General features: G+C 65.6%; 22 protein-coding genes. 3 read left to right on the forward strand and 19 right to left on the reverse strand.

Annotated features, from left to right (window positions below; translation table 11 throughout):
- Positions 1–32 precede the first annotated feature (32 nt).
- The 5 genes from E0W80_RS15630 to E0W80_RS15650 form a co-directional block, all read right to left on the reverse strand.
- Positions 33–1,154 (reverse strand): hypothetical protein, encoded by a 1,122-nt coding sequence (locus tag E0W80_RS15630; RefSeq protein ID WP_131493854.1) that lies wholly within the window; start codon positions 1,152–1,154, stop codon positions 33–35.
- 383 nt (positions 1,155–1,537) lie between these two features.
- Positions 1,538–2,179 carry a class I SAM-dependent methyltransferase gene (locus E0W80_RS15635; protein ID WP_131493856.1) on the reverse strand — a complete coding sequence of 214 codons (642 nt, stop codon included), beginning with the start codon at positions 2,177–2,179 and terminating at the stop codon, positions 1,538–1,540.
- Positions 2,180–2,236: 57 nt separating this feature from the next.
- Complete coding sequence (locus E0W80_RS15640) at positions 2,237–2,506, reverse strand: hypothetical protein (RefSeq protein WP_131493858.1); 270 nt, start codon at positions 2,504–2,506, stop codon at positions 2,237–2,239.
- 83 nt (positions 2,507–2,589) lie between these two features.
- Positions 2,590–3,438 carry a cytochrome c biogenesis protein CcdA gene (locus tag E0W80_RS15645; RefSeq protein WP_131493860.1) on the reverse strand — a complete coding sequence of 283 codons (849 nt, stop codon included), beginning with the start codon at positions 3,436–3,438 and terminating at the stop codon, positions 2,590–2,592.
- A gap of 7 nt (positions 3,439–3,445) precedes the next feature.
- On the reverse strand, positions 3,446–4,126 hold the full coding sequence (locus E0W80_RS15650) for a thioredoxin domain-containing protein (RefSeq protein ID WP_240740564.1): 681 nt from the start codon (positions 4,124–4,126) through the stop codon (positions 3,446–3,448).
- A 148-nt stretch (positions 4,127–4,274) separates the two neighbouring features.
- On the opposite strand from E0W80_RS15650, the gene E0W80_RS15655 reads away from it, so the two are divergent.
- The 3 genes from E0W80_RS15655 to E0W80_RS15665 are packed head-to-tail and all read left to right on the forward strand — an operon-like array spanning position 4,275 to position 6,201.
- The gene (locus E0W80_RS15655) at positions 4,275–4,841 is read left to right on the forward strand and encodes a hypothetical protein (protein WP_131493864.1); all 567 of its coding nucleotides are present in this window, start codon (positions 4,275–4,277) and stop codon (positions 4,839–4,841) included.
- Between the two features lie 26 nt (positions 4,842–4,867).
- Positions 4,868–5,227 carry a BlaI/MecI/CopY family transcriptional regulator gene (locus E0W80_RS15660; protein WP_240740565.1) on the forward strand — a complete coding sequence of 120 codons (360 nt, stop codon included), beginning with the start codon at positions 4,868–4,870 and terminating at the stop codon, positions 5,225–5,227.
- Positions 5,227–6,201, forward strand: a complete 975-nt coding sequence (locus E0W80_RS15665) for a M56 family metallopeptidase (protein ID WP_131493867.1) — start codon at positions 5,227–5,229, stop codon at positions 6,199–6,201. Before E0W80_RS15660 ends, E0W80_RS15665 begins: the two co-directional genes overlap by 1 nt.
- Positions 6,202–6,306: 105 nt before the next feature.
- On the opposite strand, the gene E0W80_RS15670 is transcribed toward E0W80_RS15665, so the two are convergent.
- The 14 genes from E0W80_RS15670 to E0W80_RS15735 form a co-directional block, all read right to left on the reverse strand.
- Entirely contained in the window at positions 6,307–7,002 is a 696-nt protein-coding gene (locus tag E0W80_RS15670) for a DUF3800 domain-containing protein (RefSeq protein WP_240740566.1), read from the reverse strand.
- On the reverse strand, positions 6,999–7,799 hold the full coding sequence (locus tag E0W80_RS15675) for an ArsR family transcriptional regulator (protein ID WP_131493871.1): 801 nt from the start codon (positions 7,797–7,799) through the stop codon (positions 6,999–7,001). Before E0W80_RS15675 ends, E0W80_RS15670 begins: the two co-directional genes overlap by 4 nt.
- Before the next feature lie 283 nt (positions 7,800–8,082).
- The gene (locus E0W80_RS15680; RefSeq protein ID WP_131493873.1) at positions 8,083–8,694 is read right to left on the reverse strand and encodes a prepilin peptidase; all 612 of its coding nucleotides are present in this window, start codon (positions 8,692–8,694) and stop codon (positions 8,083–8,085) included.
- A complete protein-coding gene (locus E0W80_RS15685) occupies positions 8,691–11,684 on the reverse strand; it encodes a LysM peptidoglycan-binding domain-containing protein (RefSeq protein ID WP_131493875.1) in 2,994 nt (997 codons plus the stop codon). The genes E0W80_RS15680 and E0W80_RS15685 overlap by 4 nt, the downstream gene beginning before the upstream one ends.
- Positions 11,685–11,701: 17 nt before the next feature.
- Entirely contained in the window at positions 11,702–12,403 is a 702-nt protein-coding gene (locus E0W80_RS15690) for a hypothetical protein (RefSeq protein WP_240740567.1), read from the reverse strand.
- Between the two features lie 308 nt (positions 12,404–12,711).
- Positions 12,712–13,350: a hypothetical protein gene (locus E0W80_RS15695; RefSeq protein ID WP_131493877.1), complete on the reverse strand. Its 639-nt coding sequence runs from the start codon at positions 13,348–13,350 to the stop codon at positions 12,712–12,714.
- A 5-nt stretch (positions 13,351–13,355) separates the two neighbouring features.
- On the reverse strand, positions 13,356–13,730 hold the full coding sequence (locus E0W80_RS15700) for a hypothetical protein (RefSeq protein ID WP_131493879.1): 375 nt from the start codon (positions 13,728–13,730) through the stop codon (positions 13,356–13,358).
- A 3-nt stretch (positions 13,731–13,733) separates the two neighbouring features.
- Positions 13,734–14,180: a hypothetical protein gene (locus E0W80_RS15705; RefSeq protein ID WP_240740568.1), complete on the reverse strand. Its 447-nt coding sequence runs from the start codon at positions 14,178–14,180 to the stop codon at positions 13,734–13,736.
- Positions 14,177–14,599, reverse strand: a complete 423-nt coding sequence (locus E0W80_RS15710) for a hypothetical protein (RefSeq protein ID WP_131493883.1) — start codon at positions 14,597–14,599, stop codon at positions 14,177–14,179. The genes E0W80_RS15705 and E0W80_RS15710 overlap by 4 nt, the downstream gene beginning before the upstream one ends.
- Positions 14,600–14,733: 134 nt before the next feature.
- Positions 14,734–15,621: a hypothetical protein gene (locus E0W80_RS15715; protein WP_017831602.1), complete on the reverse strand. Its 888-nt coding sequence runs from the start codon at positions 15,619–15,621 to the stop codon at positions 14,734–14,736.
- The gene (locus E0W80_RS15720) at positions 15,618–16,484 is read right to left on the reverse strand and encodes a hypothetical protein (RefSeq protein WP_131493885.1); all 867 of its coding nucleotides are present in this window, start codon (positions 16,482–16,484) and stop codon (positions 15,618–15,620) included. Before E0W80_RS15720 ends, E0W80_RS15715 begins: the two co-directional genes overlap by 4 nt.
- Complete coding sequence (locus tag E0W80_RS15725; RefSeq protein ID WP_131493887.1) at positions 16,481–18,118, reverse strand: ATPase, T2SS/T4P/T4SS family; 1,638 nt, start codon at positions 18,116–18,118, stop codon at positions 16,481–16,483. Before E0W80_RS15725 ends, E0W80_RS15720 begins: the two co-directional genes overlap by 4 nt.
- The gene (locus E0W80_RS15730) at positions 18,118–18,948 is read right to left on the reverse strand and encodes a hypothetical protein (protein WP_131493888.1); all 831 of its coding nucleotides are present in this window, start codon (positions 18,946–18,948) and stop codon (positions 18,118–18,120) included. Before E0W80_RS15730 ends, E0W80_RS15725 begins: the two co-directional genes overlap by 1 nt.
- A complete protein-coding gene (locus tag E0W80_RS15735; protein ID WP_131493890.1) occupies positions 18,948–19,631 on the reverse strand; it encodes an SAF domain-containing protein in 684 nt (227 codons plus the stop codon). Before E0W80_RS15735 ends, E0W80_RS15730 begins: the two co-directional genes overlap by 1 nt.
- Positions 19,632–19,646 lie beyond the last annotated feature (15 nt).

The raw sequence follows: 19,646 nt of genomic DNA on the forward strand, positions 1-19,646 counted from the left end.
CTCACTCCAGCATACCCCCAGGGGTATGCATGTCAAGGTGGCGGTGCGAGCGTGAACTCGGTCGCCTGGGTCGTCGCCAGGAGAATGGCACCCGAGCGCAGCGCGAGTGCGGGCGCGGGGCCGGGGTCATCGACGAAGGCTGCGGCATCGACGTCCCGTCGCATGTATCCGCTCGAGGCGGTGAACCAGACGCTTTCCGTGGTGGCCGACACCGGCTGACTGGCTGACGGAACCTCGTCCTGCCAGAGCTCGCCCAGAGACGGAGAGACAGCGACCACAGCGCGTCCGGTTGGTGTGTCGGTGGTGAAGAAGACAATGTCCTCAGCCGGCGTGGAGAGGGTTCTCGCAGCAGGTGTGCCCGGAAGAATCGCAAGGAGCGTGCCGTCGTCGAACCGGTGGACCGTGAACTGAACGCCGTCGGCCGTCGGCCACTCGAGGATGAGCACCCCGCCCGCAGGGATCGTCGAGTCTGCCGTGACGCGCGCCGGACCGCTTGCCCCGGGTGGCGCTTCGGGCTCGGACTTCCACAGCAGAGGGGCTCCGTCAGCTGCCGCATCCCGCACGGCCACCCCGGTGGGCGTGTTCGAGGCCAGGAGTCCGCCGTGCGCGTACGCCGGCCGTTCGGTGTCGGGCAGGTCAATCGCTTTGCCTGTGCGCGGTGAGAGCGCGGTCCCCGATGCCGGCTCATCGATCAGAGCGCCACCCAGCATCTCGACTGTGATCAGGCCGAGGTCGGACATCCCGCCGTTCACGCTCACCGGCCCCCACGCCACGGCCCCGTCGTCGCGAAACGCAGTCGCCGTGGTCTCTGTGGCGATGACACCGTCGTGCAAGGCCGCGTCGGAATCGAGGATGACGAGCAGGTCTTCCCCATCGACTCGCGTGACAGCGAACCCCGTGCAGGCAGGGTTCGTGCGTGCTTCCCATTGCTGTTCTCCGTCTGTCACGACGAAGGTGAGTTCCGCTGACTGTGCGCTCGGATAGCGGACGGCCACAAGACCATCGCCGAACCGGGTGGGGGACCGATCAAACACAACGGTGTCGCTCGCGGCCGAGACCTCCCCGGCGGAAGCTCCCAGCGGCTCGTTCGTGCATCCCGTCAACACCAGCACGGCGGCGACTGCTGCGCAGGTCCAAGTCAGGCGGCGGTTCATCGCTGATCCCTGTCGTGTCGGCCGCGCGGTGATCCCTGCTGCAGATTCTCGACAGAAGTTGCCACCCTGCGGTTCATGATGTGCGCTACTCTCAGCTGTATACCCACGGGGGTATGGAATCGGAGGGGTGTCATGCCTGTTATCGCTTTTCTTGGATCGACCGCTGGCCGCTGGGTGCGGGGCATCCTCGGCGTTGCTCTGAGCGCGGTCGGTGTGATCGCGGGCCAGTGGTGGCTGCTCCTGCTTGCCCCGGGTCTGCTCTTCCTCGCGTCAGCTGTGTTCGATTTCTGCCTGCTCGGACCGTTGGCGAAACTGCCGATGCGGGGCCCAGCATTCCGCGCGGCATGTGCTCGACCTCGTAACGCGTAGACGACCCCTCTCGATCAGCTCGGGCGGCGCACCAGGACGACACTGTCGATAAGCGTCGCTCGGCGCCCACCCGGACCGATCGCCTCGCGCTCGTTGAGTTCGCAACGGTCGACGTGCCAACCGTCGGGAAGATCCATGGTCGCGAGATCGCTTTCCGGGGTCGGGAAGCTCGCGGAGGAAGCGGATGCGGCGTCTGCCCAGGGGGGCGGCGCTGCGTGAGCCACGACAAGAAGCGAGCCGCCCGGCGCCACGAAGTCCTTGCTGCGTCGCACGATGTCCGACCTCGGGATCTCCACCGGCCAGGAGTGAAGAAACGCCGACGTGACGAAGTCGAACGTCTGCGTGGTCGTCCACTCGCTCAAGTCGGCTGCGACAAAACTGACAGCGTTGGCGTCCAGGCCGACACTCGCCGCGGCGGTGCGAGCTCTCTCTACGGCAGTCTCAGAGAGGTCTACGCCCACCGTCAGCCACCCGCGGGATGCCAACCACACGGCATCGCCGCCTTCGCCGCAGCCGAGATCGAGAGCTGATCCGGGTTCCAGGGACTCGGCGACCTCTCGGACGACCGTATTGACACGCCCTGACCACACGGCTTCCGAACTCGCGTATCGGGCCTCCCAGAACGCCTGTGCGTCAGAAGAATCTGCGTCCGTCATGGTTGGCTCGCTTTCTGTGATCGTGCGATGTCTGGGGGCGTTGCGGAGGCCGCGGTGTCACGTGATCCCGAGAAGGACCGGTGTGAACAGTGCCGCGATCCACACCGCGAGGACGAGGAGCGCTATGAAGAGCGCCCTCCGCACCCCCTTACGGTGAGCAATGTCGCCCCACAGGTGGGCTCGGGTTTCCTGCCGCATCGCTCGATTCGCTTCGCGGCGAATCACTGGGTCGTTCATGTCGAGCTGGCCTGACCGCGCGTGCGCGGCGATCGCCGCCGATCCGGAGTCGTCGTGAGGGTCGTTCGTCTCGGGGATTTTTCGAGCCATCGTCTCCTCCTTCGTCTCCGACGGGCCGCGCGACCAGGCTATCCCGATATACCCCGTGGGGTACATCGAGCTGGTGCTCTCGGTCATTCCGGATCCCTTGTTGGGGCGGCGAGACGCTTACGGCGACGGCTCCACAGGGCGAGGATGAGGGCAGCGAGGATGAGGACGAGAGTGATATCGACGAGCGGGTTCGCCAACATGCTCGCGTTCGCCTGCAACCAGGCTTGAGCCTCGACGGGAACGAGTTCAGGTGCACCCACCAGGCCGTTCGTCACCCAGAAGAGGATGCCGACGCCGGTGACGAGCAGGCCGGTGATCACTGACGTCGTGTGCCACTCGCGACCGACAAAGGTGAAGGTGCGGCCGCGAAGCACCTGTCTCCCGCGAGCCCCGAGCTTCTGCCACAGCGCGGCGATCAGCAGCAACGGAACGACCATCCCCGCGCCGTAGACAGCCAGAAGCGCTCCGGCGGCCACGGCGTTGCCGCGGGTCGCCGCCAGGGTCAGGACGGCGCCCAGAATCGGGCCGGCGCAGAAGCCGGCGATGCCGCTGGCTGCGCCGAGGATCGCGGTCTTCGCGATGCCCGATTTGGAAGCGGCGCGAGCGTGGAGATCCGCACCTGCCGGAAGGAGGCGGGCAGGGTCGAATCCGAAGCCTAGAGTCTGTGCGATACCCAGGGCGACAAGCACCACAGATGACACGAGAACGACCACCTGACGATGCGATACGAAGAGCGCTCCCAGTGCCCCGGCCCCGACCCCCAGCGGGACGAGAACGACGAGCAGACCTCCGTAGAAGATTGCACCGTGGAGCGCGAGTCGAGAACCGGTGCCGATCGTCGACGCAAAGAAGGCGGGCATCAGCAGTGCCGCACACGGGCTCAGGAGCGCAAGCACTCCTCCGACGAACGCGGCAACGAATCCGATCTCCACGGCGGCCTCAGCGCGCCGATTCCAGTGCGGCTTGGAACGCGTCTTCGAAAACCTCGGTCGGCTGCGCGCCGATGATCGGCTTTCCCCCCAGCACGAACATCGGCGTCGACGTCGCGCCCAACTCGAGCCCGAAATTCTGATTCTTCGCAATCACCTCCGCTGTCGCAGGGGCGTTCAGATCAGCCGCGAACTTCTCCGTGTCCAAGCCCACGTCGCCTGCCAGAGCGATGAGCGCCTCTTCGCTGAGGTTGGCCTCTGTGCGGTGGTGTCCGTCTGCGAAGAGAGCGTGGTGATACTCCCAGAACGATCCCTGCAGGGCGGCTGCATAGGAGGCTCGTGCCGCACGCTCGGAGGCAGGGCCGAATACGTTGACGTCCCTCACTTCGATCCGCAAGTCGCCGTTCTCCGCGTGTTCCATCATCGCCGGCAATGTGTTCTCGCTCCACAGTGCACAAAACGGGCACTGGTAGTCGGAGAACATCACCAGGACCACGGGGGCATCAGCTGGACCAGCTGCGAGGAGATCGCTCTCGTCACGGCTCTCCGCCGCAGAAAGGTCAGGCCCCGCCGGATTCTCCACCACGGTGGGGCCACTCGACTCCTCGGAACCGCTCTCAGAAGGAGTGACAAGCGAGAGTACGAGCGCGATGAGGATGCCTACGAGGGCAAGAACTCCCACCGGCACCACCCAGGCTGGCCAGGGCCGGGGCGTCTGTGCGTTCGTCATGAGTGGACCTCCTGGTCGCAGGCTGAGTGGACAGTCGACTATCCAACATAGTCGACTATGTCAGATAGTCGACTATGCAAGGTAGTCGACCTCGTGTGATGATGGTTCCATGCAGCGCGCCGTCAGTGACTTCTTCCGGGGGCAGCGGGAGAGCCTGATACTCGCTGCGCAGGCGCTTCGAAGCTGGGGGCCGCGGCAGGTCCTGGCCTCGATAATCACGGCGGTACCGGTCGTTCTCGTGATCGGGTTCGTCACCGTTCTGATTCCCAACGATGTGTTCGCTCGCGATATCCCGCCAGTGTGGTGGAACTGGCCTGTCCTGCTTCTCACGGCGGCCATGTCAGGAATGCTCGTTGGCACGTACGTGAAGGGTGACTCATCGGCCGGCGCAGCGGATCCCGCTCTAGAAGAGGCCGCTGCTAATCGCAGCGATCGTCGGAGTGGACGACTCGGTGTGGCCGGCGGACTGTTGACGTGGTTCGCGGTGGGATGCCCGGTCTGCAACAAGCTTGCGCTTCTCGCGTTGGGGTATTCGGGAGCCATTGCATGGTTCGCGCCCTTTCAGCCTGTGCTTGCCGGCGTTGCGCTGGTCGCGACGGGAATTGCGCTCGTTGCGCGGCTACGCGGTCAGGTGGCATGCCCGGTGTCGCGACGTCGGGCACGGGTGGCGGCATGAGAAGTCCAGCAGATGGACCCCGCGGGGTGCTTCGCCTCGGTGCGCTCGAGTCGCAGGTGATGGATGTGCTCTGGGAGTGCGGCCCCGCCACAGTCCGAGATGTCATCGACGGACTCCCCACTGACCCTGCGTACACCACGATCGCGACCGTGTTGGGAAACCTTGATCGGAAAGGTCTGCTGGTGATCACAAGGCAAGACCGGTCGACTCGATATGCCGCCCGCGTGAGCAGGCAAGAGCATGCAGCGGGCCTCATCGAGCAGGTACTGGCAGGTACGCACGACCGCGTGTCGTCGATACTGCAGTTCGTCGATTCACTGCCCGAGAATGAGCTCGACCTTCTCCGTGACTACCTGGATCGCCGCGACGAGGCTGGACGGCCGTGATGCCACTGACCGTCGCCGTTCTTCTCCTCGTGGGAGGAGCGGCCTTCGCAGTTTTCGGCCCGTGGCTGTTGCGTCGAGCTGCACCGGCGCTGGTCCGCATCCCTCGCCTAGCGATCGGACTGATCGTCGGCGGGATGCTCGTCTGGATCGGATCCGTACTGGCCATCGGCCCAGTGCTCGCCTGGGCCGGGTCCGGACCTGTGGTGCTCTCCGGGCAGGCTGCGGATGTCTGTCAGCGTTGCTTGGCGGCGGCGAATCCCTTCCTCGACTCAACGACGAGCTCGCTCGTTCCGACAATTCTCTTCCTCGTCATACCAGCGGTCGTCGCGCTGACCTTGGGTGTAGCCACGAGCGCACGGATGCTGCGGAATGCGCGCAAAGCGCGTGTCACCGCCGAAGCGGTGCGGTCGGGATCGGTTCGTACCCGCCTCCACGGTCACGAAGTCTCCGTCATCGACAGCGAGACAGTCCTCGCCCTCACATTCGCTTTGCGTGATGGCGGCATCGTCCTCTCCTCGGGCGCCATCCGCTCACTCGACCACGACGAACTCGCCGCAGTGCTGGAACACGAACATGCTCACCTGCGACAGCATCACCATCTGATATCTTCACTGGTCGACGGCATAGCTGCCTATCTCCGATGGGTGCCTCTCGTTGCAGCAGTCGCCGAAGCAATCCCTCACTATCTCGAGATCGCGGCCGACAACCATGCGCGCCAGGCCGTCGGAACCCCCGCTCTTGTAGGGGCCCTACTCAAAATGGCGAAGCCTTCTCCTGATACATCCCTCGACTCTCACCCAGCTGCGCTGCATGCCGCCGGTCCTGAACGGATCAGGCAACTCGTGCGACCAGGGGGCGGACTGTCCGGCGCAGTCCCACTGATCGCGATCGCGGCGTACCTGTTGGCCTTGGGCATAGTCTCCATTGCCATCCAGCTCCCCTACGCGTCCGCTGCGATCACCGGTTGCGTCTGACGAAGTACCCAGATGGCTGAGACTCGGCCCGCGGAATCAGGTAAGCTATACAAGCGGACCCGCCCAGTGAACACTGGCCCACGGGTCCAGCTTCTTTTTCCGGGCTTATACAGCGAGCGGGCCACCGTTCACGTCGACCGCACTGAGAGACGGGTACCACGGCCACGCGAACCGCTTCTCCGGCAGCTGCAGAATGTGCTGATAGCCGGCATAGGCGACGAGATCGGCGAACTGCACCAAATGGCTGCTGTGCGAGTGCTGAAACGCGGGATCCTCGATGAGGGAACGGGTAGCGAGCTTGAGCTCTCGGTGTGCCGCAACATAGCTACGGTCGGTGCCATCCCCATCCATGTATAGAATTCCGAGCTCACCCGCAGCCGTGAGGCGCTGATCCAGCCGGGTGACGAGTTCACCATAGACACGTGAACGTTCGTCAGCGAAGGCGCGCCCGCGCAGCGACGTCTGCGAATACATGGTCCCCACCGACAACCAAGGTGCTGCCGCAAGCATCCGGAACGCGTCGTCGACGACGAGCGACCGTTTCGCCTTATGGCGGTTCCACGAAGGATCGAGCGACGGATCGCCGCGGCCATTGACGAACTTGGTGGCATGCAGCTCGTAGGTCACCGGGACCTGCTGCTCACGAGCGAGACGATGCCGCCAGTCCAGTACTTCACGCAGCGCGACCTGCCAGTCGTCGATGCGCAGCTCCAGCCAGCTGAAGGTCGCGTAGCCGCTGCGCTCGGCACCAGAGTCGTCGACATAGATGAGCCGCACGGGCTTAGATGGTGGTGGGTTCATGATGTCTCCTGAGATTCGGGTGTCGCGTCCAGCGCTCGCTGCGCCTCACGCTCGGCGCGGGCGCTCGCGGCCTTCTTACGGCGGGCGGCGCGCGAGGTGTGGCCGTAGACGCCGGTGAGCGAGTAGTACATGTGTGTGGTGCTTCCTGTGGGTGAGAGTGGGGCGGGCCTGACATCCGGGCGACGCTTGATGAGGCGCTCCGCGAGAAGTTCAGTGATGCCTTTCTGCGCCGATTTTGCGCTGATCCCGTACCACTCGGGCATGTGTTCATAGGGGAGCCAGACCTCCTTGGTCTTCTTCGAGTTGGTCTCTTTCGCGATGACGAGCAGCATTACGAGAGCAGGGAGGGAGAGCTTGGCGAACAGGCCATCGGTCCAGAATTCGTCGGGGAGGGAGAAGTAGGCGTTGTACCTGTCTCGGCGCCCTCCGGGGACGTCGTAGTCTGCAGCGCCGTCCTCACGGCGGGGCCGTGGTCGACGCAATCGCCCTTCCTTCTTCGGCAGCTCCACTAGTCCGAGATCCGCGAGCTCGGCCCATGCGCGGGAGAGCGTCGACGGCGTCCAGGTGAGACCGCTCTTGGAGGTGAGTGCGCGGATCCAGATCGACCCCTCGAGGGGGTTTCGGCGCTCCTCCAGCCAGGGCCAGCAGGTGAGCAGGAGCAGATAGAGCAGCAGCGCTCGGTGCTTCCGCCCGTGCAGCATCTTCGATACCGTCGATGCTCTCGGGGCGCCACGCTCGGGCAGCTGGACGAGGATGCTGCGGATCTGGGTGTACCTCCTTCGGGACAGTGTCGTCATGGCCTCCCTCGTTTGCTCGGGAGTGGCAGTGGTCGTTTCGGAACTCATGAGGAGATCGAACCACATTCACCGTTCGCCACTCGGCAAATCGGCGAAGTCTCACTTGCCTTTTCGCACCACACAGTGCGACTCACCGCTGCGATTCGCCGTTGCGACTCGATGCGACTCGATGCGACTCACCATTCACGATTGCGTACAACCGGTGACCACTCGGGGGGCCAGTTGCCGTCCGTGAGCAAGTCGAGGAACTGATCGCCCCGTTGCCGGCTGCGGCGTGTCGCGGCTAGGCCAGGATCAGTGCGGGGCCGGCGAGCATCGATCCAACGAGGAGAACTATGCCGGCGATCGCAAGGGACGGCCCGTGAGGGTGCTTGGCCGCTCGTCCACGAACGCGACGGGCCATGATCCTGACCGCGCTGATGACGAAGGCGATGGGGAGCAAGTACAACGTGAAGAGCCCCGCGTAGGGGGCGATGGTCAACGCGAGCGCGCCGGCGAACTTGATGTCACCGAATCCGCCGCTCTTGGTGAGCGCGAGAAGAGCGTAAAGAGATGCGAGGATCCCCGCTGTCACCCCCGCGATGACGAGAGGAGCGGCGTCGTGCCGCCACGCGGAGATGCCGATCGCCTGGATGATCCCGAACACGGCCAGTGCCCCGGTGAGCCGGTTGGGGAGCGTGTGGGTGCGCTCATCGACAACGGCGAGACGCGCGGAGCGGACCGCCGTGACGGCGACGACTACCCAGCCGTAGGCGGTGCCACCCAGGACAGGTGCGGCGGCGACGAGCAGGAGGCCGAGGACGGCAGCACTGAGGGAAATGAGCGTCCACGGCCCTGCGAAGGACCGCCGGGGGGTGTAGGCAGGTTCCAGCAGGTACGTGGACGGCTCGGTCACCGTGCTGCGAGCCCGGGGAGCTTTTCGTGGGCGTCATCGAGCAGCTGCTGGGTGGCGTCGTCGATCTCTGCGTCGACGCCGACGACTTCGAACATGGCGCCGACGATGGTGTTGAACGCGTCGACGTCTCCGGCGGCCATGGCGGTCTCGATCTCCAGCCGCCATCCGGCCTCGTTGAGGCGGTCGGCGGACTGGGCGATGCGGGCGGCGAGGCGGGCATCGTCGAACTTGCCGGTCGCGAGGGCGCGGTGGGTGAGCTCGTCGGCTGCGTCGAGGATCGCGGCGCGCATGGTCTCCTCGATCGGTCCTCGCCAGGCCCACCAGGCGCCGCGGCGCTTGAGACCGTCGAAGGGCTGGCCGCGGACGAGGCGGATGGCGCGGATCAGGTTCTCGTTCGGGGTCGTGCTGAGGTCGGGACCGATGAGGTCGCAGAAGTCGTGCCAGTCGGTGCGGATCTGGTCGTGGATGGTGAAGCCGGCGCTGCTGCGGCCCTCGGGGAGGAGCGGCTGACCGAACGGGTCATGGCCGAGTATGCGGCGGAGCTGCTTCGCGAGCTGGCGTGCGTTGTTGTTGTCTTTGGAGAACGTGTCGGGCCAGAGCTTCTTCTGCACGAGCGCTCCGGGGACGGAGGGGGTGTTCTGCAGGAGGAGGAAGGCGAGGAACTCGATGCCGCGGCCAGGGATCGCGTCCATGTCGACGTTAAGCGCATCAACGGGGCCGAGGAGACGAATGTAGGGAGCGGGCCAGTCGGGGACTTCCACGCTCGGCACGTCGATGTCGGCGGGCTCCTCGTCGGCGCGTTCGTCGACGACGGACACGGGGGCGGCCTCGGGGATCTCGACCGCCGCGGTGGCGACGGGCTCGGGGGCTGCGGGCACCGCGGCGACCTCAGTCGCTTCGGCGGCGGGTTCCAGCTCGTCCTCAGCCGTTGTGACGTCGATGAGCTCGGTCGTGGTCTCGGCAGGCTCTGCCTCGGCCGCGGCATGGGCGTGTTCTTGCTCGAGGTCGACGGGCTGCGCTTCGCGGTCGGTGGTGGCGAACAGGGACCGCACGAGCTCCAGTTCTTCGCCTGCCAGGATCTGCGGGCGGAACGGGAGGGGCGGGAGGGCCCCGCCGCTGCGGTACTCGGCGTCTTCCTTCGAGGTCACCTCGACGGTGGCACCGGCTGCCAGCGCGGTTCCCTGGGCGATCGTGGCAATGCCCAGTCGCGGCATCCGTGCGACAAGGTCGGCGAGATCGTCGCGGAGGGAGCCGATCGGAGTCTCGGCCAGGATCACGATGTGCGGCGCCCAGGTCTCGATGTCGGTGGCGCGCGATCGCGCCTCGAGCACTCCCCCGACGCCGTAGGAGTCCAGAGCGTCCCGACGGTCGTCGAGGTCGGCACGGAGGTTGCGCACGAGAGCGGGGATGTCAGCGACCTGGTGGATGCGGATCCGATCGAGATCCCGGGCCAGCGCATCGTCGAGGCCGACGAGGGTGACCTGGATCTCGTCCGACCACGGGTTCGTCGCGAACTCGCACGCCAGAGCGTTCAGCATCCCTCGTGCGATCTCTTCGTCGCCGGTGACGTTGAGGGAGCCGATCTGCTCGAGGTCCAGCAGCACGTAGCCGCCCTGTGCGTCCGTGCCGATGGTGGCGAGGGCAGGGTACGGGGACACTGTGGGGCGGTCGGGGGCCTGCGCGCGGCCGGGCCGGACGATCCAGGCGGTGCGGTCCTCGTGCATCGACTCGAACGGTTCCGGCAGATCCGCGGGCGCGGCCAGGTACAGGGCCACTTCATCGTCGGCGACCCGGACGGCGAGCAGCTCGGGCAGCTGCTCGCCGTTGTCTTCGGCCCATGCCTGCAGGGTGCGCAGGGCGTTGTCGACGTCGGTGACGCCGATGGGGTTCTCCACCATCCGCATCTCCAGCTCGAGGTCTGCCACCTCGGGCTCTGGCAGAGCAATCCGCTCTCCCTTGACGCGCTTGCGGCGCTGTCGTAGTCGGCGCGCTCCCAACGCGCCTAGAAGACCGGCTACGAGCAGTCCTGCGATGCCTCCGGCCGTCATCAGAGGGATCGCGATGTCGGCCTCGTCGGCTGTCTCTGACGCGTCGTCGACGGCGGGGGCTTGCTCAACCACCGGGCGGTCGATGGATTCACCCATGCCGCGCACGTCCGTGGCTTCACCGGCGCCAGCGCCTCCGCCGGCACCTCTGCCAGCGCCTCCCTCTGCACCGTCCAGGACAGGTGCATCCGTCGAGGGAGCCTGCACCGACTCGTCAGGCGTCGGCGCCGGCGTCGTCGGCGCGGATGCCTCTTCGACCGGAGCCTGCGTGTAGACGCCGGGGATGCTGAGCTGCCAGCCGGGGAGGATGAGATCCGGGTCGGTCAGGCTCTGACCGTCGGGCTGCACCCCCAGGTTCGCGTTGAAGATCTCCACGAATCGCTCGCCCTGGCCGTAGTACTGGACGGCGAGATCCCACAGAGTGTCCCCGTCGACGACCTGGTGCACCACCTGCTGCTGCTCAGGGGCCGCAGGAGGGGTCTGTGCGGCCTGAACCGAGGCCATGGCGCTGGACAGGTCCAGCGGGCTCGCAGAGGCATCCACGGTGCCGACCGAGTAGGAGTCTGCTGACGCCGGAGCGGGGGCGGCGAGAGCCCCGGCGCCACCGGCGAACATGACCGCGACTGCGGCGATCAGACCGGCGGCCAGCTTCTGCTGGCCACGGAACACGGCGACCTTCTTCGTGGTCTTGCGTCCGCCCATCGCGGCGACGAGCTCGACGAGGAAGGGGATCGCGAATGCCGCCCACAGCACCCAGATGACCAACGGCAGGATCTTCGTGAACATGATCACGTTGCCGTAGTCGGGTGTGAGGGTGACGATCGCGTGCCACTGCTGAGCGGTCGGGAACGGATTCCCGGCGAGCGCCACGAGGGCTGCGGGGATCCCTACGAGGATCCCCGTGAGGAGCAGGAGCGCGCCCGCCCCGGTGAGCAGCTTCTTCATCGTTCGTTCCTTCCGGTTCAACCGCCGAAGGTATCGCCGTCCTGTGACACGTTAACGGACTGCAGCTCACCCACACGGACTGTCGTCGACGTCGTCGTGGTCGGCATCGCAATCCGGCCAGACTGTCCGCCACCAGTCCACTCAACCGCCCACGTCGACGTTGCCGACAGGGTGAAGGTGCCGCCATCGGACTGGTGCTGGTACCGGAATCCGCAGGTGGGCGAGTCGACCGCTGCCTGGTTCGCCATCGCTGCAGCGTCGAAGGGGGTACCCGCGCCGCAGCTGAGGCTCTGTCCATCGCCCGAGGTCCAGGTGAGCGACTGCACGCTCGCGGTTCCAGAGACTGTCACACCGCCATACGTCGCGGTGCGTGAGATCGGCCCCCACGTGCTCTCCGTCGGCTGATCAACCCACAGCCAGACCGGGATACCCACCCAGGTCCGTCGGTACGGAGCCGTGCCTGCAGGGTCGTCCGAGTGCACCTTCTGCTCCGGCGCCATGCCGATCTCGATCGGCTTCAGGACGAACGTGCGTGCCAGCATCCCAGCCGCCTGAGCGGGGGTGTACCGGTTCACACCGGGAGGAGGCGTCTCACGCCAGACACTCGTGCCGTAGCAGAGGCGACCGCCGCAGTCCGCGGGCTCGATCGGCAGGCAGGAGTACCAGGCACCTACGCTGGCGTCACGCCCGGTGGGAGCAGGGCGCTGCGGGTCATCCAACGTCCAATAGCACTGGATGTCGTTCGCCCACCAACCGCCGTCCTTCGAGCACGGAACCTCTCTCGGCTCGCCCTCCTTCGGCGTATACGTGCAGGTCGTCGGGCCTGGCGTGAAATCAGCCGGCCCCGTACCTGGAGTCTCCGAGCCCGGGCCTCCGGGAACCTCTACCTCGACATCACACACGACCTGACCCTGCGAGTTCGTGTGACAGTTATTCGCTGCGGCGGCGGGGACCGAGAGGGAGACAGACACCGCGATCACGGCCGCGAAACTGACAAGGACTGCTGCGCCGCGACGCGCCCATGTTCTCAACACAGCGGCGCCCCTTCCATGCCCGTCATCTCAGTCGAGTTCGATACGAACCAGCCTTCAAAGTCCGGGCTGTAGAGCATCTCGACCTGGTACGGGAAACTGCCCTTGGGGATGTCCGTGTTCTCGACGCCGTCCAGCAGGAACGTCGTACCGGTGTTGTCGCTGCATCCGAAGAGATTCACGGCTCCGAGTGGATCGACCTCGCCATTGCTCTGGCTCGTGAGGGGAGCGACATAGGACAGAGCCTCATTGGCCTGCCATCCGAACGGCTCCCCTTCCACTGAAGTCTTCTTCTCGATCTTGTTGTTGTAGGTGTCCTGCATGATCGTCTCCATGCGGGTTCCGGGCCAGACGAAGTTCACCAAGTAGTCCGGCCCGAGATCAGGGTCCGCCATGAAGTCGAACTGCGCCTGCTGGAAGGCGATGTACGCGGTGTTCGCTGCAGCGACGGCTTCGGCTTCGTCCTTCGGCGCTGCGACGGGCGCCTGGGTCGGCACTCCGGTCGGCTCCGCGGTCGGCGTCGCGCTCGCCGTGGGCTCCTTGGTCGGCGTCGGCTCGCTGGGCGTGCATGCCGTGAGCATCATCGCGGTGACGGCGAGGACTCCGGCAATGGCGGTTGCTGTGCGACGGTTCATGATTCTCAGTTTCCGATCAGTCGGGCGGAGCCGGTTGCTTCGACGGGGATGGACGGGAGTCCGATGGGTCCGAGCATATGAGGCTCATACGTCATGTTCACGGTGACGGAGACGGTATCTCCGGTGACGGTAACGGTCCCTCGGACGTCTGCGGATGCGAGGTAGTTCTGTGCGGCGGTGGCCGCCATCTGCGTGGAGAGGTCGAAGGCGTCGCCGTTCGTGCTGGTGCCGGTAGCGGCGTTGGTCCCAGCTCGAGCGGCGCTCTGCGCGATGGTGAGGGCCTGCTGCAACGTCTGCATCTTCCCGAGGGAATCGGTAGCGAGGCCGGCGAGCATGACGAGGACGATGAAGATCATGACGTACCAAGTGAGGAACTTCACGGGTCACCTCTCTCGGTAGGGGTCGACGGGACTGTGAGCGGTCTTCTCGATGGTGAACGTGCCAGGGAGGGGGATGCCGGGCATCACGAGGTCACCGGTGGAGACGGTGCAGGTGATCGTGGCGGAGACGGTTCCTGCTTCGCCGAGGCCTGTAGTGAGACCGTTGCCGCCAACTCGAACGTCCAGATCGGTGCACTGGACGTTGTCGCCGAGGACGACCTGAGCTGCGGAGATGGCGTGCGGAACGGCGTCGCCGGCACGAGAGAGCGAGGCGTCGCGGGCTGCAGCGTAGGCGGCAGCTTGGACGGTGTTGTTCACGTATCCGTGTCGGCCGAAGAGCAGGATGAGGCTGACGAGCGCGACTGCGCCGATGCTCATGATCGTCCAGCCGGGGAGGTCTTCGAGATCTCCCCGCTCGTCACTGAACAGTTTTCTGAGGAAGGTCTTCATGGTGCTGGCACCCACCTCTCAACAGGTCCAGTGAGTGTGTACGTCGCAGGCGGGATCAGGCCGCCGGGGATGACCTCGGTGGCCTGTCCGGTGATCGTCACGGTGACAGACTCCGCCGTGCGGTTGACCGTCACCACGGGGTCGCGCAGCGTGCCCGGCATGGACTCGAGCAGCTGGATTGCCGCTGCCTGTCCTGCTTCGGGCGTCGACTCGTACGAGCGGGCGACCGTGTAGGCAGACTGGGCCGCGATCTGCGCGGCGTTGGAGGCGGTGAACCAGACGAAACCCTGGACTCCGAGCAGCAGCAGGAACATCGTGCCGATGATGAGCACGACGGTGCCAGCCCACCCGTCTTCGCGCGAGAGCTTCGCGCGAAGACGGGTGAACCATCCCTGCTGCTGTCGGATTCGCATGGTCATCCGGGCAGCACGCTCTGGATGTAGCTGAGGCCCCACGGGCCGAGGAAGCCGATGATCGCGAGGCCGGCGAGCACGCCGCCGACGATCCAAACGGCCTTCCAGGGGATTTCATCCATGATGTTTCCTTTCGTTGGTCAGATGGTGAACAGGCTGTAAATCGGAGGGAGCAAGACAATGAGGATGACGGGGAACAACGTCATGTAGACCGGGAGTCCGCTGCGCTTGGTGATCTTCTTCGCCGCGTCCTCATCGGCCGCCTCGACGAGCGTTCGCAGATTCTGATCGGTGGCGAGCAGCTGGTCGCGAAGGCTGACCCGAGCTTCGGAGAGACGCATCGTGCGGCCGAGCTCGATCAGTGACGGGATCTCGATCTGAGCGCCGAGACGCTCGATCGCGTCCCACTTGGTCGTGCGGGTGAGTTCGGCCCGCGCGTACTCTCGGCGGATCCGCCGGAACACCCAGGTATCCGAGACGGAAGCGGCATCGTTGAGAGCGGTGTCTGCGGTGGTGCTGCCGAGCAGCGCCACCGCGACGAGCTTGAGGTAGACGCTCACGAATCGGGTGAACTCTCGGCGGGCAGCTGCCGCGCGGGCTTTCACCTGCCCGTCGGGCATCATCCACATGATGAGTGCCAGCACCGGGCTGACGAGGAGGGGCAGCGGGAAGGGCTGTCCGGTGAAGACCTGTGCGAGGAGCGACAGGACGACGGGTGCGAAGAGGCCGAGGATCGCGAGCTGGAACTTGCGCGCGAAGAATCGGGAGACGGGGATCTCCAGGAGGTCGAGATCTCGGGTCGGCGGCGCCAGGAACTTCACCTGCGGGAGGTTCTGTGAGAGCCAGCTCCCGATCCGGTCCCACTGGGAAAGCGGAGGGCTGCTGATGGTGGGGGCCACGGATGCTTCGCCGAGACGAACGAGTGCATCGCCTGCTCGGACGGTGCGCGGAGCCAGGACGAGGAGCGCGATTGCGAGTCCCCCTCCGACCAGGAGGCCGGGGACGGCGGCGATCAGTGTGGGGTTCATGCGCCGACCTCCGTCGAAACCGGGGCGCTGAGGAATCGAGGCTCCGGGGGCACCCGAGTGATGGCGCGCGCCCAGACCATCAGCCCGACGAAGGAGCTGAGGATGAGACCCAGCGCCACGCCTCCGAGGGGAGTCCGGTAGAAGTCCATGTTTCCGGTGCCAGCGAAGAAGACGAGCATGACCAGAGTGATTCCAACGATCCAGGTCATCGAGATCATCGTCTCGCGCGGCTTCTTCCGCTCTCCCTCGATGAGGATCTTCTGCTTGGCGGTGGCGCTCAGGCCTTCCGAGACGCTCTCGAGTGCTCTCGAGAGGCCGCCGGCGTTGAACTCTGCAGCCTGGATCAGGTAGATGGTGACCTCGTCGGCATGGGAGTTGTCCAGCTCGTCAGCGAACGCGCGAAGGGCGTCAGCGGTGGACCAGCTGGAACTCATCCGCGTGTAGAGGCGGTTAACCGGCGCCTTGAGCATCTGAGGCACGCTGCCCTGGGTGATCCCGATGACCTCTCGCAGAGTGAAGGCGCCGGTATCTGCTGTGCTCGCGAGCGATCGCGCCCAGTTCTCGAGGGCGAGGATGAGGTCGCGTTCGTACGTCGACGGCTTTCCGAGGAGAGCCGGCACGATCGTGATCGCGGCGGGGACGACGATCACCATCACCGGGAAGCCGGAAATGATGGCGGCAATAATCCCGAGGATGCCACCGACGATGAGACCCGTCTTGGTCTTCTTGCTCACCTGACCCCAGCGGGTGCTGAGAGATGGCTTTGTCGGCGCCTGCTTCGGAGGCGCGGGGCGGAAGTAGAGCGCGACCATGATGAGTCCGCCTACGAAGGCCACCCCGGCCAGAGAACTGACGAGGATCATCCGCGGATCTCCTTTTCCCAGTCGTACCCGGCGCGCCGCAGGGGCCCGTCGAGTTGGGGAGACGGATCCTCCGGGTTGGTCCAGTCCTTGATGTTGGGGTCGTACTTGAACAGCTTCGAAGCCATCGGGAGGCCCTGGTCATTGGGGCGGACTTCAGCAACCTCGGTAACGACCCGTCGCCGAGTCCCATCGGGGTTCTCGAGCTCGCTGATGTAGAGAATGAGATCGAGACTGTCCCCAATCCGATTCATGGGCACAGTGTCATCCGTGAGCCCTTCCTCGCTCATGAGGACGATCGCCAACCGGCGGATTGTGTGGTCCGCACTCCGCGCGTGAATCGTGGACATCGATCCACGTCCTGCTTCCATCGCTTTGAAAGCGACGGGCCCCTCGGGGCCTCGGATCTCAGCGAAGAGGATGCGCTGCGCGCTGGAGCGAACGGCGAGCATGAAGCACTGGTCGAGAGTGAATCCGGCTGCGCTGTCGGCGCCGGCGGACTGCGGCGGGATGTACTGCAGATCCTGCACCTGCCAGTGTCGATCAGGGAGCTTGTTGAGGTACAGCTCCCTTTCGGTCTCGATCGTGACGATCTTCTCCTCCGGCCGGATGGTGGACATCAGCGCACGGAGCATCGTCGTCTTTCCTGCACCGGGGAAGCCAGCGACGATGACACACAGATTGGCGCGGGACGCCGCGGCCATGAAATCGGCGATCTTCTGGGAGATGGTCCCGTTAGCCACCATGTCGGCAAGCTCGATGTCGACGAGGTTGTGCTTACGGATCGTGAGGTTGGTGTCGGAAGTGATCCCGACACCCGTCGCCGACAACCGCGCACCGCCGATGTCCAGGTCGAGGTATCCATTCGGCTTGGTGAACGTGCGTCCTCGGTGCGACGCGATCTCGGCGATCAGGTCTTCGAGGTCTTTGTCATCTTCAGCGATCGGGCTACGTCGTTCACGGATTCCGTTGGTCTTGGTGACCACGACGTTCGCGTATCCGACAACGGAGACGTCTTCCACGTCAGGCTCGCGGAGGTACTGCTGCAAGCGGCCATAGCGGTGGGCCTGGTCGAAGATGGCCTGTGTGTAGTGGGCCTTCTTCAGATCCGTCCAGTCGTGATCTGAGCCCTTCGCACCAGCGATGCGGGTGGTGTACCGGTTGATGATGACCTTGATCTCATCGATGGTGCGCTGCTCGAACTCATCTTCCGGATCCGGGGAGGCGGTGGCGACGTCGAAGGAACGGCGCGACCGGCCGATCGATTCGTCAGCCGCGGTGAGCTCGCGAGTGAGCTGCTTGACGATGTTCCAGTCCACCTGCAGGTATCCGTCGGCGCGGATGGCGGCGGTCTCCCGGCGGCGAGAGCGTGCGCGCAGCTTCTCCTCATCCGGTTCAGTTTCGGTCGGGTACGCGGCGGCGAGGTCGACCGAGTTCGCGTACACCTGCTCGAGCTGTTCGCTGTCGGTGTCGTCGACGAGGTGCAGGGGCGGTCGGCCTCCGGTCATCGCTGCCAGCAGGTGGTGGTTGCCAGAGGTCGGGGCAGGCTGCACGGGAGGGGTGGCGCTGCTGCTGGGGCTGAGCATATCGCCGAGGAACGGGCGGGTGGCGATCTCGATATCGGGCTGGTCGGTCATCAGCTGACGCTCCTCTGATCGCGGTGGCGCAGCACCCAGAGATCCTGGGCGACACTTCGGATGGCCCGTCGATACGCGTTCTTGTTCGGCTTGGGGTCGGGGCGTCCGTGTGAGAAGACGGCGGCGCCGTCCGGGTCATGCGGCAGCGTGGACACCACGGGGAGAACATGGGTGCCGAACTCCTTCGTGGAGACCGCTTCTGCTGCAGGGGAGGTGAGCAAGGTCCAGTAGCGATCGCCGGCGAAAGCACGTGCACGCTGATTGATATCCGGCAGCTCGAGCCGACGGTAGGCCCTGTTGAGATCGATCATGGATGAGCTCGCCGTGACGAGAACCCACTCTGCGGCGTCGAGAAGAGGCAGACGAGGGTCGTCGACGTCCAGGTGACCGAGGTCGATGATGACGTCGATGCCGCCGTCGTCGAGGCCGCTGAGCAGGCGCGGCAGCTTGTTCCACAGGCCGCGGACGCCGTCGACGATGGCGTAGTTCACGAACCCGGGAATCACCCAGAGCTTGTGGCCGTCGGGGATAGACGGGATCGGCATGTCGGGGATCGGCGGCAGATCGTGGACGGGGATCGCGATCTGGTAGTCGCCGTCCAGGAGGTCTTCAGTGTCGAGGGCGTTGCGCGCCAGGGCGAAGGCGAGCTTTTCGATCCCGCCGTCGGTGGTCCGCAGGTTGGATCGGAAGAAGCCGGCCATCAGCGTCGAGACGGCGCTCGTGTCGGCCTCGAGCAGGAGGACGGGTCGCGGCCAGTGCACGGCGAGTGCCGTTGCCGCGGTCGTGACCCCGGGGGCTCCGGCGAGGCTGGTGAGGGCGATGATGGCCATTACTTGTCCCCCGTTGCGAGGTAGAGAGCAATGGAACCGGCAGCGCCCTTGCTGGTGACCCCGGGGGCTGCCTGGGTCGCGACGTAGACGTCGACGACGACGTCGTTGCTGTTGGGGATCGGGCGCACCTGGGAGACGACAGCGGGGATCGTCTGGTCCGCGGTGACCTCGACATCGACAACGCCCTGCGCCGGAACGGGAACGAGGATGACGTTGTCTCCAGCGGTGAGCTGCTGGGCGGGGAGCCGACCCGGCTGCAGCGTGAGTCCGATGAGCGCCTTGCCGTCGGGGACGGTGAGGGCGGTCGTGGTGGAAGTCTCGGTGATGAGGCCGCCCGCCGGAATGTCGACGGAAGCGATCGTCCCGAGGATGTCATCCGCCTTGGTGGCGGAGATCGCGGTGGTGTTCTGCCCCGCGGCGATGGAGATCGTCGTAAGGTCGTCCTTCTCGATCGTCTGGCCGCGGGTGATATCCCCAGCGGCGACGAACACCTGAGTGGCGTTGCTTGCGGCTTGGAACATGAAGATTCCGCCCAGTGCTCCGAGGAGGAGGAGAGCGAGTGCGGCGAAGCCCCAGATCCCGGAGCGACGGGTACGGACAGGTTTGACGGCCGAGGAGGCGTCCTTGGATGCGGGGGCCGCGTCCGGGGTGCTCGGGGTGAGCGGGGGTGCCGTGATGGTCACGTCGTGTCCTTCCGT

The sequence above is a fragment of the Microbacterium sp. PI-1 genome (assembly GCF_004337555.1).
Classification (GTDB): domain Bacteria; phylum Actinomycetota; class Actinomycetes; order Actinomycetales; family Microbacteriaceae; genus Microbacterium; species Microbacterium aurugineum.

What these genes read in the sequence shown, in the direction of transcription:
- E0W80_RS15630 (WP_131493854.1), bottom strand. Translation starts at nt 1,154, where the DNA reads ATGAACCGCCGCCTGACTTGGACCTGCGCAGCAGTCGCCGCCGTGCTG.
- E0W80_RS15635 (WP_131493856.1), bottom strand. Translation starts at nt 2,179, where the DNA reads ATGACGGACGCAGATTCTTCTGACGCACAGGCGTTCTGGGAGGCCCGA.
- E0W80_RS15640 (WP_131493858.1), bottom strand. Translation starts at nt 2,506, where the DNA reads ATGGCTCGAAAAATCCCCGAGACGAACGACCCTCACGACGACTCCGGA.
- E0W80_RS15655 (WP_131493864.1), top strand. Translation starts at nt 4,275, where the DNA reads ATGCAGCGCGCCGTCAGTGACTTCTTCCGGGGGCAGCGGGAGAGCCTG.
- E0W80_RS15665 (WP_131493867.1), top strand. Translation starts at nt 5,227, where the DNA reads ATGCCACTGACCGTCGCCGTTCTTCTCCTCGTGGGAGGAGCGGCCTTC.
- E0W80_RS15670 (WP_240740566.1), bottom strand. Translation starts at nt 7,002, where the DNA reads ATGAACCCACCACCATCTAAGCCCGTGCGGCTCATCTATGTCGACGAC.
- E0W80_RS15675 (WP_131493871.1), bottom strand. Translation starts at nt 7,799, where the DNA reads ATGACGACACTGTCCCGAAGGAGGTACACCCAGATCCGCAGCATCCTC.
- E0W80_RS15685 (WP_131493875.1), bottom strand. Translation starts at nt 11,684, where the DNA reads ATGAAGAAGCTGCTCACCGGGGCGGGCGCGCTCCTGCTCCTCACGGGG.
- E0W80_RS15695 (WP_131493877.1), bottom strand. Translation starts at nt 13,350, where the DNA reads ATGAACCGTCGCACAGCAACCGCCATTGCCGGAGTCCTCGCCGTCACC.
- E0W80_RS15705 (WP_240740568.1), bottom strand. Translation starts at nt 14,180, where the DNA reads ATGAAGACCTTCCTCAGAAAACTGTTCAGTGACGAGCGGGGAGATCTC.
- E0W80_RS15710 (WP_131493883.1), bottom strand. Translation starts at nt 14,599, where the DNA reads ATGACCATGCGAATCCGACAGCAGCAGGGATGGTTCACCCGTCTTCGC.
- E0W80_RS15715 (WP_017831602.1), bottom strand. Translation starts at nt 15,621, where the DNA reads ATGAACCCCACACTGATCGCCGCCGTCCCCGGCCTCCTGGTCGGAGGG.
- E0W80_RS15720 (WP_131493885.1), bottom strand. Translation starts at nt 16,484, where the DNA reads ATGATCCTCGTCAGTTCTCTGGCCGGGGTGGCCTTCGTAGGCGGACTC.
- E0W80_RS15725 (WP_131493887.1), bottom strand. Translation starts at nt 18,118, where the DNA reads ATGACCGACCAGCCCGATATCGAGATCGCCACCCGCCCGTTCCTCGGC.
- E0W80_RS15730 (WP_131493888.1), bottom strand. Translation starts at nt 18,948, where the DNA reads ATGGCCATCATCGCCCTCACCAGCCTCGCCGGAGCCCCCGGGGTCACG.